11 protein-coding genes are annotated in these 12,547 nt (G+C 61.7%); 9 read left to right on the top strand and 2 right to left on the bottom strand.

Features of this window, described 5'->3' with window-relative positions:
- Positions 1-134: 134 nt before the first annotated feature.
- From ccoN to ccoS, 9 genes are all read left to right on the top strand, one after another.
- A complete protein-coding gene (ccoN, locus tag R1T40_RS13230; protein ID WP_106161523.1) occupies positions 135-1,739 on the top strand; it encodes a cytochrome-c oxidase, cbb3-type subunit I in 1,605 nt (534 codons plus the stop codon).
- Between the two features lie 14 nt (positions 1,740-1,753).
- Positions 1,754-2,482, top strand: a complete 729-nt coding sequence (gene ccoO / locus R1T40_RS13225; RefSeq protein ID WP_317384449.1) for a cytochrome-c oxidase, cbb3-type subunit II — start codon at positions 1,754-1,756, stop codon at positions 2,480-2,482.
- Between the two features lie 15 nt (positions 2,483-2,497).
- Complete coding sequence (locus R1T40_RS13220) at positions 2,498-2,695, top strand: cbb3-type cytochrome c oxidase subunit 3 (protein WP_106161527.1); 198 nt, start codon at positions 2,498-2,500, stop codon at positions 2,693-2,695.
- Positions 2,692-3,576 carry a cytochrome-c oxidase, cbb3-type subunit III gene (ccoP, locus tag R1T40_RS13215; protein ID WP_317384448.1) on the top strand — a complete coding sequence of 295 codons (885 nt, stop codon included), beginning with the start codon at positions 2,692-2,694 and terminating at the stop codon, positions 3,574-3,576. The genes R1T40_RS13220 and ccoP overlap by 4 nt, the downstream gene beginning before the upstream one ends.
- A 626-nt stretch (positions 3,577-4,202) precedes the next feature.
- Positions 4,203-5,087, top strand: coding sequence for a LysR substrate-binding domain-containing protein (locus tag R1T40_RS13210; RefSeq protein WP_106161533.1), 885 nt, complete (start codon positions 4,203-4,205; stop codon positions 5,085-5,087).
- Positions 5,088-5,234: 147 nt separating this feature from the next.
- On the top strand, positions 5,235-6,665 hold the full coding sequence (gene ccoG, locus R1T40_RS13205) for a cytochrome c oxidase accessory protein CcoG (RefSeq protein WP_317384447.1): 1,431 nt from the start codon (positions 5,235-5,237) through the stop codon (positions 6,663-6,665).
- Positions 6,666-6,668: 3 nt separating this feature from the next.
- The gene (locus R1T40_RS13200; protein WP_106161537.1) at positions 6,669-7,145 is read left to right on the top strand and encodes a FixH family protein; all 477 of its coding nucleotides are present in this window, start codon (positions 6,669-6,671) and stop codon (positions 7,143-7,145) included.
- Positions 7,146-7,233: 88 nt separating this feature from the next.
- Positions 7,234-9,420: a heavy metal translocating P-type ATPase gene (locus tag R1T40_RS13195; protein ID WP_317384446.1), complete on the top strand. Its 2,187-nt coding sequence runs from the start codon at positions 7,234-7,236 to the stop codon at positions 9,418-9,420.
- A gap of 18 nt (positions 9,421-9,438) precedes the next feature.
- Positions 9,439-9,597 (top strand): cbb3-type cytochrome oxidase assembly protein CcoS, encoded by a 159-nt coding sequence (gene ccoS / locus R1T40_RS13190; protein WP_106161540.1) that lies wholly within the window; start codon positions 9,439-9,441, stop codon positions 9,595-9,597.
- Between the two features lie 183 nt (positions 9,598-9,780).
- Here the strand turns inward: ccoS and R1T40_RS13185 are convergent, their stop codons facing one another.
- Both R1T40_RS13185 and R1T40_RS13180 read right to left on the bottom strand, forming a co-directional pair.
- On the bottom strand, positions 9,781-11,484 hold the full coding sequence (locus R1T40_RS13185) for a D-alanyl-D-alanine carboxypeptidase family protein (protein WP_317384445.1): 1,704 nt from the start codon (positions 11,482-11,484) through the stop codon (positions 9,781-9,783).
- A 329-nt stretch (positions 11,485-11,813) separates the two neighbouring features.
- Positions 11,814-12,527, bottom strand: coding sequence for an HAD family hydrolase (locus tag R1T40_RS13180; RefSeq protein WP_317384444.1), 714 nt, complete (start codon positions 12,525-12,527; stop codon positions 11,814-11,816).
- Positions 12,528-12,547 lie beyond the last annotated feature (20 nt).

Below are 12,547 nucleotides of genomic sequence, written 5' to 3'. Positions count from 1 at the left end.
ATCCCATAGGAGAGCATCTTGATGCAGATCAATGTTTTAGAGTGATGGCTCTGGCATCAGAGTCTTAGAAAACAACGCCCGACCTCTGCCTGCATGGGATGTGAAAACGGGTGAACCATTCAAAGGGGCATGAAATGTCTAATTATCTCAAGCTGTTAGTGCTTGGCGTATTGACGATCTTCTTCATGGTCGCCGCCGGCTACGCCAGAGATCTGGCCTATCAGGTGCATGCTGTGATTCTGATGTGCGTCGCAGCGGGGCTGTTTCTGGCAACCCTGCGCAAGACGGATGAACCGGTTCCAGTTCCGGTAACTGGAGAATATCTCGACGGAGTTGTGCGTGCGGGTGTTGTCGCAACCGCATTCTGGGGCGTGGTCGGGTTCCTCGTGGGGACCTTTATCGCGTTTCAGCTCGCCTTTCCGGTATTGAATTTCGACTGGTCCGAAGGGTTTGCGAACTTCGGTCGCCTGCGGCCACTTCACACCTCGGCGGTGATTTTCGCCTTCGGTGGCAACGCGCTGATCGCGACGTCCTTCTACATCGTGCAGCGGACGTCCGCGGCGCGGCTCTGGGGCGGCAATCTGGCGTGGTTTGTGTTCTGGGGGTATCAGCTGTTCATCGTGCTGGCAGCCACCGGTTACCTGCTGGGCGGCACGCAATCCAAGGAATATGCGGAGCCTGAATGGTATACCGACTTGTGGCTCACAGTGGTCTGGGTCGCATATCTGGCGGTCTTCCTGGGCACGATTATTCGCCGCAAGGAGCCGCATATCTATGTGGCGAACTGGTTCTTCTTGGCGTTCATCGTGACCGTGGCCATGCTGCATGTGGTCAACAACCTGACCATTCCGGTGTCGATCTGGGGTTCCAAGTCGGTGATCGTCTGGCCGGGTGTGCAGGATGCCATGGTACAATGGTGGTATGGCCACAACGCGGTGGGCTTCTTCCTGACGGCGGGCTTCCTTGGCATGATGTACTACTTCATCCCGAAGCAGGCCAATCGTCCGGTCTACAGTTACAAACTGTCGATCATCCACTTCTGGGCGCTGATCTTCCTTTATATCTGGGCCGGTCCGCACCACCTGCATTACACGGCCCTGCCTGACTGGGCTTCGACCCTTGGCATGGTGTTCTCGATCGTGCTGTGGATGCCCAGCTGGGGCGGCATGATCAACGGTCTGATGACGCTGTCGGGCGCCTGGGACAAGCTGCGCACCGACCCCGTTCTGCGGATGCTGGTGATTTCGGTCGGTTTCTACGGCATGTCCACGTTTGAGGGTCCGATGATGTCGATCCGCGCCGTGAACTCGCTGAGCCACTACACCGACTGGACCATTGGTCACGTGCACTCTGGTGCGTTGGGCTGGAACGGTATGATCACCTTTGGTGCGCTTTATTACCTGACCCCGGTTCTGTGGAAGCGCGAGCGCCTCTACTCCCTGAGCCTGGTCAGCTGGCACTTCTGGCTCGCCACCATCGGCATCGTGCTCTACGCGGCGTCCATGTGGGTGACTGGTATCATGGAAGGCCTGATGTGGCGTGAAGTGGATGCAAACGGCTTCCTCGTGTGGTCCTTTGCCGACACCGTTGCTGCGAAGCTTCCGATGTATGTGATGCGTGGTTTGGGCGGGGTTCTGTTCCTCTCCGGGTCGCTGGTCATGTGCTACAACCTCTGGATGACCGTTCGTCGGGCGCCGGCCAAAGAGGCCAGCCTGTCCGTCGCGGTCCCGGCTGAATAAGGAGGGCCGGAGAGATGGCAATTCTCGACAAGCATAAAATCCTCGAGACCAACGCGACGCTTCTGCTGATCTGTTCCTTTCTCGTTGTCACCATCGGTGGCCTGGTTCAGATCACCCCGCTGTTCTATCTGGAAAACACCATCGAGGAGGTGGAGGGCATGCGTCCCTACACCCCCCTCGAACTGGCGGGGCGTGACATCTACATCCGCGAAGGCTGCTACGTCTGTCACAGTCAGATGATCCGCCCGATGCGCGATGAGGTCGAACGCTACGGTCACTATTCGCTGGCGGCGGAGTCGATGTATGACCACCCGTTCCAGTGGGGGTCCAAGCGGACCGGGCCGGATCTGGCCCGCGTCGGCGGTCGCTACTCTGATGACTGGCATGTTGATCACCTGCGTGACCCGCAGTCGGTGGTGCCGGAATTGGTGATGCCGAAGTATGACTTCCTCGAACGCACCCGCGTTGACGGAAAATACATCGGCGATCTGCTCGCCACAAATGCCATCGTCGGCGTGCCGTATACGGACGACATGGTAGAGCAGGCTCAGCGTGACTTCCTGGCACAGGCGGACCCTGATCGTGACTATGACGGGCTGCTGGAACGCTATGGGGAGAACGTCAATGTGCGTAACTTTGACGGTCAGCCCGGTGTCTCGGAGGCAGATGCGCTGATCGCCTATTTGCAGATGCTCGGTACGTTGGTCGATTTCTCGACCTTCACGCCGGACGCAAACCGTTAAGCGGAGGATAGAGCCATGGAAACATATTCCCTGCTGCGCCAGTTCGCTGACAGCTGGATGCTGCTGTTCCTCTTCCTGTTCTTCGTGGGTGTCATCATCTGGGCCTTTCGGCCCGGATCGACCAAGGCCTACGAGGACACAGCCAATATCCCCTTCCGCAATGCGGACAAGCCGGCGACCGAGAGCGCCGCTCAATCGGAGGCCCAGAAATGAGTGATACGGGCAAAGACAACAAAGTCGAAATCCAAGAAGGTGATCCCAACACCACCGGCCATGAGTGGGACGGCATCACGGAGTTCGACAACCCGATGCCACGCTGGTGGCTCCTGGTCTTCTACGCCACCATCGTCTGGGCGGTTGGCTATACCATCGCCTACCCCGCGTGGCCGATGGTCAGCGAAGCAACCTCTGGCATGCTGGGCTGGTCCTCGCGCGCCAAGGTCGAAGCAGAGATCGCTGCGGTTGAAACCGCGAACGCGCCCATCAACGCAGAGCTGGAGGCGCTGGAACTGGCCGCGATCCCGGGGCATCCGGAGCTTGAGGGCTACGCCGTTTCTGCTGGGTCTGCTGTGTTCAAGACGTGGTGCGCCCAGTGCCACGGCTCCGGCGCGGCGGGGGCCAAGGGCTATCCGAACCTGCTGGATGATGACTGGCTTTGGGGTGGTACCATGGAGGATATCCACACCACCGTCTCCTACGGTATTCGCAACGAGGAAAGCGACGACGCGCGCTACTCCGCGATGCCGGCCTTTGGTCGCGATGAGCTGCTGGAGAAAGAGCAGGTCAGCCAGGTGGTCAACTACGTGATGTCGCTGTCGGGCACGCCTGATGATGCCTCCGAAGTACAGGCCGGTGCAGTGGTGTTTGAGGAAAACTGCACTGCGTGTCACGGCGAGGATGCGTCCGGCGACATCTATCAGGGCGCGCCGAATCTGAAGGACGCGATCTGGCTCTATGGCGGTGACTACGACACCCTCTACGAGACGGTGTGGAACTCCCGCTTTGGCGTGATGCCGAACTGGGACACACGTCTGAGCGAGGCGGAAATTCGCGCGGTCAGCGCCTATGTGCACCAATTGGGCGGCGGCGAGTAATCGCGCGAGATTGTCCAAACGTAAATGACCGGCCGCTCCCATCGGGGGCGGCCTTTTTCGTTGCTGTCGGCGCCGGTGATAGCGTCGAAAACGCGCCTGGATTGATTTGCATCAAGGCGACGGTACCCGACTGCTGGCAAATTTGACCTAAGACGGGGTCAGGCCATGGTTGGGAAGACTATCGTGTCAGGTCTGAACCCCGCTTCGTCTCGCCCCCAATTTGAGGGCGGGCGCGTCTGGCACCGATCCCCTGCTTGTTTGTGCGTTTCCCGGGAGATCGGTGCCAATACGTCTCTCAATATCATCGTGTCTCTATTTGCACGGCGCTGCCATGGGCTCGCAAGGCTTGGGCGGTGTGACCAGAGGGGACCGAAGCGCCGTCAGCCGGCGCCACACACGCCGCAGCAGGCCGGGGGCCGCGGGCGGAGTGCTGTAGGCCTCGGGCAGTGGGCGTTGTGGCAGATCGCTGTGACGGGTCGCGTTCAGCATCGTACGAGCATAAATATCAACTAACATGGGCGCTCTCCTTTTCGGCGGATCCACACGCTGGATCTGCGCTCATACTTGCCTGATGGCCTTGGTTATGCGAGTCAGGAAGAAATCCAACATGTAAGGATGGCTTACATATGCAATGGCGTGACATGCCCTCGCTTTCCGCTCTGCGCGCTTTTGCGGTCTTTGCCGAAAGCGGCACGCTGCAACAGGCTGGCGTGGCTTTGAACGTCAGCCACGCTGCGATCAGCCAGCAATTGCGGCAGCTGGAGGCGCATATGGGCGTGCCGCTGCTGGATCGCTCTGGACGGGCGCTGCGTCTGACGGTCGAAGGCGAGCAGCTGGCACAGGCATTGACGCTGGGGTTCGGTGCCATTCGGGTCGCGGTGCAAGATCTGACAACGCGCGGGGCGGGGCAGCCGCTGCATGTCACCTGCACACCGATGTTTGCGACCCATTGGTTGATGCCGCGACTGGCTGGTTTCCGACAGGCCTACCCGGCAGTGGATCTGGTCATCGACCCCACTGGCGAGGTGGTGCAATTGACGCCGGGCGGGATCGACGTGGCGCTGCGCTACGGGCATGGCAACTGGCCGGGCCTTGAGGCCGAGATGCTGCTGCCCTCGCCAATGGCGGTGGTCGCTGCGCCCGGGCTGCTGGACCAGCGGCGCGTGAACCGGCCTGAAGATTTGCTTGATCTGCCCTGGCTCGAGGAGATTGGCACCAACGAGGCCTCCGTCTGGCTGCGTTCACGCGGGGTTGAGGACGGGCTGAAGGCGGGACGAGTCGTGTTGCCGGGAAACCTTCTGATGGAGGCGCTGCGAGGCGGGCAGGGGGTCGCCGTCTCGGTGCGCGATTTCGTCGCGCCGGACGTCAAGGCAGGCCGGCTGATCGAGCTTTTCCAAGAAGAACAAGGGCGTGGCTACCATATCGTGCACCGTCCCGGCGTGTTGCGCCCCGGTGCGCGGCATTTCGTCAACTGGTTGCGCCGAGAGCGGGCATCTACCGCTTTGAGCTGACTGCACAAACCGAGTGCGGTCTCCCGGCTGGCCGCGCGACTTGTGCGAAATGCACATTTGGGATGCGATTTTTGATCCACGTCAAAGTCTCGACCCGCGGCCTCTGGGAGAACACAATCAGACCTGTCACAGGATCGGAGCCAGAAGTTGAGCGATTCGAGCCAAACCCCCAGCCTCTATGCCGCGCGGGAGCCTATCTTTCCTCGCCGGGTGTCGGGAAAGTTCCGCACTCTCAAATGGGTGATCATGGCGGTCACCCTGGGTATCTACTATCTGCTGCCATGGATACGCTGGGATCGCGGCCCTGAGTTGTCGGATCAGGCGGTGTTGCTGGATCTGGCCGGGCGGCGGTTCTATTTCTTCTGGATCGAGATCTGGCCGCACGAATTCTACTTTGTTGCCGGCCTGCTTATCATGGCGGGCCTTGGGTTGTTTCTGTTCACCTCGGCACTGGGTCGCGTCTGGTGTGGCTATGCATGCCCACAGACTGTCTGGACTGACCTCTTTATCTTGGTGGAGCGCTGGATCGAGGGCGACCGAAACGCCCGACTGCGCTTGCATCGGCAGAAAAAACTGGACTTCAAGAAGATCCGCCTGCGGCTGACCAAATGGGTGGCCTGGCTGTTTATTGGTCTCGCCACGGGCGGGGCCTGGGTCTTCTACTTTGCCGACGCGCCGACCTTGCTGCAGGATCTGGTGACCGGGCAGGCGCACCCCGCAGCCTATACCACCATGGCAATCCTGACTTTCACCACGTTTTTCTTTGGCGGGTTTGCCCGCGAGCAGATCTGCATCTATGCCTGCCCCTGGCCCCGCATCCAGGCTGCGATGATGGACGAAGACACGCTGACCGTTGGCTACCGCGACTGGCGGGGCGAGCCACGCGGCAAGCATCGCAAGTCGGAAGAGGCGGAAAACCTGGGCGATTGCATCGATTGCATGGCCTGCGTCAATGTCTGCCCGATGGGCATCGACATCCGCAAGGGTCAGCAGATGGAGTGCATCACCTGCGCGCTCTGCATTGATGCCTGCGACGACATCATGGACAAGGTGGGCAAGCCGCGCGGTCTGATCGACTACATGGCACTGTCGGATGAGACAAACGAACGTGCGGGCAAGACACCGCGCCCTGTTTGGAAGCATGTCCTGCGCCCCCGCACCGTGATGTACACTTTGCTTTGGGGCGGCGTGGGGTTGGCGCTGGTGTTTGCGCTGTTCATCCGCGCTGACATCAACATGACCGTGGCTCCGGTTCGCAATCCGACCTTTGTGACCTTGTCGGACGGCACCATCCGCAACACATATGACGTGCGTCTGTCGAACAAGAATGGCGAGGCCCGGATGTTCGAGCTGTCATTGGTCGGCGATCAGTCGTTGGCGGTCTCGCTCGAGGGCGAAGAGGGTGTTACGGTTGAGGTGCCCGCCGATACCGCCAGCCTGCAGCGGGTCTACGTCACTGCACCGCGGGGCACGGCACCTGCTGAGGCGGATACGACCGCTTTGCGGCTTTGGGTCGAGGACCTGAGTTCGGGCGAGCGCGCCTATCGCGACACCACATTCAACGGGCGGGGGAACTGACCCATGACCACTGAGACACCGGCGAAGCAGCGTGAATTTACCGGCAAGCACATGCTCGCTCTCTGCGTCGGCTGCTTTGGGATCATCATCGCGGTGAATATCTACATGGCGGTGAGTGCGGTGCGGACATTTCCGGGGTTGGAAGTGAAGAACTCCTATGTCGCCAGCCAGGAATTCGATATCCGCCGCGCGGCACAGGAGGCGCTGGGCTGGTCGGTCTACGCTTCCGCCGTCGGGGATCGGGTGAAGCTGGAGATCACGGATCGCAACGGCGCACCGGTGGAGGCGGCCTCCCTGACCGCAACGCTGGGGCGCGCGACCCATGTCAAAGACGACCAGACACCTGCGTTCGTCTTTGACGGGGATGCCTATGTTGCCCCGGCGAAACTGGCGCCGGGCAACTGGAACATCCGCATGGTTGCGCGGGCCGAGGACGGCACTGAATTTTCCCAGCGCGTGATCCTGCATGTGCAGAAATGAAACCAATGCTGATGCTGAAGGCTGACGAACGGGTACGTCCCCTGTTTGGATGGGGTGTCTTCAGCGACCTGCCATGTGAGAGTGTGTTATGACCACCGTGCTGCGCCATCAGACTGCCGTGTGCCCCGGCTGCGTGGCGGCCCCGTCCGAGGCGGTTGAGACTGCCCCGACCGAGGCGCGCCTCGCCATTTCCCTGCCCACGATCCATTGTCAGGCCTGTATCGCTACGGTCGAGCGCGGCCTGTCACAGACGCCCGGAGTGCGCTCCGCGCGCGTCAATCTGACACTGAAGCGGGCATTGGTGGAGGCCGAGCCGGAGATGTGCGCCAGCGACCTGATCCCGGTCTGTGAGGGCTTGGGCTTTGAGGCGCACGAACTTGATCTCGCGGCCCTTGCCGCGACAGAGACCAATCGCGCTGGACGAGAACTGCTGTTGCGGCTGGCGGTCGCGGGCTTTGCCTCGATGAATGTGATGCTACTGTCGATCTCGGTCTGGTCCGGGGCGTCGGATGCCACCCGCGATATGTTCCACTGGATCTCGGCCGCGATCACCTTTCCCGCGATCCTCTATTGTGGTCAGCCGTTTTTCCGCAGCGCCTGGAGCGCGCTCCGAGCACGGCGCCTCAATATGGATGTGCCGATTGTTCTGGCACTGTTGCTGGCGTTGGTGACTTCGCTGTGGGAAACCTCGCTGTCGGGAGAGCACGCTTATTTTGACGCGGCGCTGACGTTGACCTTCTTCCTGTTGGCGGGCCGCTATCTCGATCACCGCACGCGTGCGGCGGCGCGGTCTGCCGCCGAAGAGCTCTCCGCGCTGGAGGTGCCCCGCGCCTGGCGTCTGGACGCTCGGGGGCAGGAGGAAGAAGTCTCGGTTGCGGATCTGGCCATCGGTGATCTGATCCGCGTGCGACCGGGCGGCCGCATGCCGGTGGATGGCGAGATCGTGGAGGGGCGCTCTGAACTGGATAGGTCTTTACTGACCGGGGAAACCCTGCCGGTTCTGGGCGAACCCGGCGCGCAGGTTTCCGCAGGGGAGGTCAACCTGACCGGCCCGCTCACCATTCGCGCCTTGGCAGTCGGAGAGGAGACCTCGCTGCATCGTATGGCCGATCTGGTGGCCATCGCCGAGTCGGGCCGTTCGCGCTATACTTCACTGGCCGACAGCGCCGCAAAACTCTATGCGCCGGGGGTGCATATCCTCTCCGCACTCGCTTTTGTGGGCTGGTATCTTTACACGTTCGACATGCGCACGGCGCTGAACATCGCCGCGGCGGTGCTGATCATCACCTGTCCCTGTGCGCTGGGGCTGGCGGTGCCAGCGGTGACCACGGCAGCTTCTGGGCGGCTGTTCCGCGCCGGGCTGCTGGTCAAACATTCCACCGCACTGGAACGGCTGGCACAGGTCGACACGGTGGTGTTCGACAAGACTGGCACCCTGACTGCAGGCACGCCCGAGGTGGTGAACCTTGGCGATCTTGACGCCGATCAACTGTCTGTGGCGCTGGCACTGGCCGAAGGGTCTTCGCATCCGCTGGCACTGGCGCTGAGTCGTTCGGCGCGTGAGGCAGGCGTAGCAGCAGCCCCCGTGCAGGATCTGCAAGAGGTGCCCGGCTACGGCACCGAGGCGACGCTGGCGGGCGTGCGCGTGCGTCTGGGCCGCGCGGCCTGGGTCGGGGCAGAGGCGCAGCTGACGCAAACCGCGACCTGGCTGGATCTGGGCGCGGGCGTGCCGCCGGTGGCTATCCGCTTTGCCGACGCCCTGCGCCCCGGTGCCGCAGAGGTGGTGAGCGCCCTGCAGGACAGCGGCAAGAAGGTGATCCTGCTATCTGGTGACACAACGGCGGCGGTGGAAGACATGGCCAATCGCCTCGGTATTCAAAACTGGGTGGCGGACGCGCTGCCCGAAGACAAGGCCGCGCGGGTGGCGCAACTGACCGAGGAGGGCCGCAAGGTTCTGATGGTCGGTGACGGGCTCAATGATACGGCCGCACTGGCCGGCGCGCATGTGTCGATCTCTCCTGCCTCGGCGCTGGACGCGGCGCGGGTGGCCTCTGATATCGTTTTGCTGGGCAAGGATCTGACCCCGATCGCCGAGGCCTGCGGCGTGGCGGAACGTGCCACCCGGCGCATCCGCGAGAACTTTCGCATCGCCACGCTTTACAATATCATCGCGGTGCCGCTGGCGATTGCTGGTCTGGCGACCCCGCTGATTGCGGCGCTGGCGATGTCTACCTCTTCGATCACCGTGTCTCTCAACGCGTTGCGCCTGCGCTGAGGGGCAAAGGAGCTCCACATGACCGTCCTGTCCTATCTCATCCCGATCTCCCTGATCCTTGGCGGGGCAGGGCTGATCGCGTTTATCTATACCGTGCGCTCTGATCAGTATGATGACCCGGAAGGGGACGCGCGGCGGATCCTGAGCGACGAATGGGATGATCACCCCAAGCCGTGACAAGCGGGCGGGCGACTGCCCTGCCGCAACAAGCGCAACGCGTTCGAGGGTTTTCCTCAGCGCCAAGACACAAAAAGGGCCCGATGCCGTGATCGCGGCACCGGGCCCAATTGTCGTTACGCATCTTGAGCGCGCTCGCAACCACCGAAACAGGCGCTCCGGTGGGCTGCGCATTTCGTCAGGTCACGATGCCGGACCCAGAGTTTCACAGGTCACATTGCGCGAGTTCAGGCGACGGCAGGCAAGCGCTGCACCCTCCTTGGTCATACCGAGGAAGTTGGCGTCAAATCCACGCGGGTTCTGTACGACCTTGCGCAGGGACCCATCGAGCGTTTCCATCTCTGCCAATGCGGTGCGCAGCAGAACCTTTTCCGCCTGGAAACGGTTGGGGTAGCGACCGACGTTGATGCCCCAATAGCGCCCTCCGGAGGTCGAGAGGCGTGTCACGACAACGGGCTCTTCCTCGACTGAGGCGACCTGGGTCTCCAGCGACGACGGGCGGACTTGTGGACGTGGGCCGGTGTAGCGACGTTGGGTTGGCGTTGGTGCGGACACAGCCTTGGCAACAGCGGTGCTGATCTCGGCTTTGAGAGCGTCCTCACCCTCGATGTCCGACTGCCGACTGTCAGGGCGGGCAACCGGCTGAATGGCGGAGACCTCCGAGACTTCGGTAACCTCAAGAAGCGCGCTGGTGATCCCGGATTGCAACGCGTCCGTGTCCAGTGCTGCCACTTGGATGTCTTCGACCTCTTCGGTGGCGTCCTGTTCGGGCACGACGGCTTCAGCCACCAACATTGCAGGATCAACCTCCGGAACGGGGCGGGCCCGAGGACGCAGGGTTTCCGAAATTACACCACTGACGCGAATGGTCTTGCCTGCAAGGCCATGGCTGTCTTCCTCTGCAAGACGGACCCCCAGGCCACTGTTGCCCGTGTAAGGCGGCAGCGACGGTTTCTGCAGTTTCGCGTAGGCCGGGGCCCGGCGGAAGCCGAGGTCGAGAAGTTCAGCGATCTTGGCGTTGCGTGCTGCAGTCGAGGTGCCGCCAAAGACGGTGGCTATGATGCGTTCGTCGCCGCGTTTTGCCGAGGACACGAGGTTGAACCCAGCGGCGCGGGTATAGCCGGTCTTGATCCCGTCAGCACCTCTGTAGGCAGCCAGAAAGCGCCGGTTGGTGTTGTAGACCACCTTCATTCCCGCATTGGTCGATCTGCGCGAGAAGAGGTTATAATATTCGGGATAATCATAGAGCATATGGCGCCCAAGAAGCGACATGTCCCGGGCCGTTGACAGGTGCCCGCTGGCGGTGAGGCCATGGGCGTTCTTGAAGGTGGTGCGCGTCATGCCCAGGGCCTTGGCCGTGCGGTTCATGCGGCGGGCAAAGGCGGCTTCGGAGCCAGAGATCGATTCGCCGATGGCGGTGGCCGCGTCGTTGGCGGACTTTACCGCTGCGGCACGGATCAGGTAACGCAGTGCGATCTTCTGCCCCCGGCGCAGGCCCAGCTCTGAGGGCGGCTCTGCCTCGGCGTTGCGAGAGACGGTGATCATCGTGTCGAGGTCGATCTCGCCGTTCCGTACCGCCTCAAAGGCGATGTAGAGCGTCATCATCTTGGTCAGAGAGGCGGGATGCAGCCTGGTGTCGGCGTTGCGCGAATGCAGCACCTCGCCGGTGCGCGCGTCCATCACCATCGCCGCATAGGGCGCGGCCCGCGCCACTTCGGGCTGCAGGGCCACCATGCCGACGGCAAGCGCCAGTCCCTGAGCGGCCCGCCTGCATGCGCGCGTCGCTGTTTTGAGAATCGTTTGTCCTGCGTTTCGACGTTTCACGCGATCAAGACCCGCCCAAAAGGAGGAGGGACGACCGCCATCGACCTGAAAAATCACTGCCATGTCTGCCTCGTGTCGCCGGTTTTCCGGCTGACCTTTTGTCTGCTCTGATAAGCGTATCATAGCTGGTATGCTGACGAAACCAGTTGTGAAGGAACAAAATACGCCACGCGTCGTTCTGCGATATGCAGACGTTTTTGTGTGACGAGATGTAGTGGTTTGCAGCAGCCCGTTCGCTATATTCAGAGGCGCGACATCGCGGAGGGCGCGTAATTTTCTGTCACAGGCTACCGTGCTCGGCAGCAGTCTAGGCCATGTTTTCCTAACAGATGAGGCCTTCTGACCACAATAGTGAACAAACGGTTAACAGGAATCGCCCGGATCGGCGGGAGTTAGCCGAGGCGCGCGACAAGCGAGGGCAACGCGCCCAGATTCGGAATTTCGTGAAACCTGGCGCTGTGAGCGGGGGCTTCGGCGTGTTCGACCTCCCACACCAGACCGTGAGGCACATAGACGCCATGACCGCCGGCCTCGACCACGGGGACCACGTCCGAGCGCATGGAGTTTCCGGCCATCAGCGCATGTTCCACCCCGTTGCCGTGTCGATTGAAGATGTCGACATAAACCTGCGGCGTCTTTTCCGAGACGACTTCGACGGCGTCGAACAAATCACCCAACCCCGATTGCGCCAGCTTGCGCTCCTGATCCAGCAGATCGCCCTTGGTGACCAGCACCACGCGGTAGTCCTCGGCCACGGCCTCGACCGCAGTACGGGCATGGGGCAGCAGCTCGATCGGGAAGGACAACATCATCTGCCCGGCTTCCAGAAGTTCCTTGATGACCGCGGCAGGCACGCGCCCCTCGGTGACGTCGATCGCGGTTTCGATCATCGACAGGGTAAAGCCCTTGACTCCATACCCATAGGCGCCAAGCTTGCGTTTTTCTGCGTCCAGCAGCTTGCGCTCCAGGGTGTCGGGACCCATGTCATCAGGTGTGTGATCCATCAGCAGTTCGGCAAAGCGGTCCTGAGTGACGCGAAAAAAGCGTTCATTGTGCCAAAGTGTGTCGTCAGCATCAAAACCGATAGTGGTGAGCGCGCGTGACATTATCCTGACCTCAATCTCTT

The sequence above is a fragment of the Tritonibacter scottomollicae genome, from assembly GCF_032924845.1.
In the GTDB taxonomy this organism is placed as follows: Bacteria; Pseudomonadota; Alphaproteobacteria; order Rhodobacterales; family Rhodobacteraceae; genus Epibacterium; species Epibacterium scottomollicae.
This window is presented reverse-complemented; position numbering and strand designations above follow the sequence as displayed.

Coding starts and splice junctions, on each gene's coding strand:
- R1T40_RS13220 (WP_106161527.1), top strand. CDS start 2,498: ATGGAAACATATTCCCTGCTGCGCCAGTTCGCTGACAGCTGGATGCTG.
- ccoN (WP_106161523.1), top strand. CDS start 135: ATGTCTAATTATCTCAAGCTGTTAGTGCTTGGCGTATTGACGATCTTC.
- R1T40_RS13210 (WP_106161533.1), top strand. CDS start 4,203: ATGCAATGGCGTGACATGCCCTCGCTTTCCGCTCTGCGCGCTTTTGCG.
- ccoO (WP_317384449.1), top strand. CDS start 1,754: ATGGCAATTCTCGACAAGCATAAAATCCTCGAGACCAACGCGACGCTT.
- R1T40_RS13180 (WP_317384444.1), bottom strand. CDS start 12,527: ATGTCACGCGCGCTCACCACTATCGGTTTTGATGCTGACGACACACTT.
- R1T40_RS13195 (WP_317384446.1), top strand. CDS start 7,234: ATGACCACCGTGCTGCGCCATCAGACTGCCGTGTGCCCCGGCTGCGTG.
- R1T40_RS13200 (WP_106161537.1), top strand. CDS start 6,669: ATGACCACTGAGACACCGGCGAAGCAGCGTGAATTTACCGGCAAGCAC.
- ccoS (WP_106161540.1), top strand. CDS start 9,439: ATGACCGTCCTGTCCTATCTCATCCCGATCTCCCTGATCCTTGGCGGG.
- ccoP (WP_317384448.1), top strand. CDS start 2,692: ATGAGTGATACGGGCAAAGACAACAAAGTCGAAATCCAAGAAGGTGAT.
- R1T40_RS13185 (WP_317384445.1), bottom strand. CDS start 11,484: ATGGCAGTGATTTTTCAGGTCGATGGCGGTCGTCCCTCCTCCTTTTGG.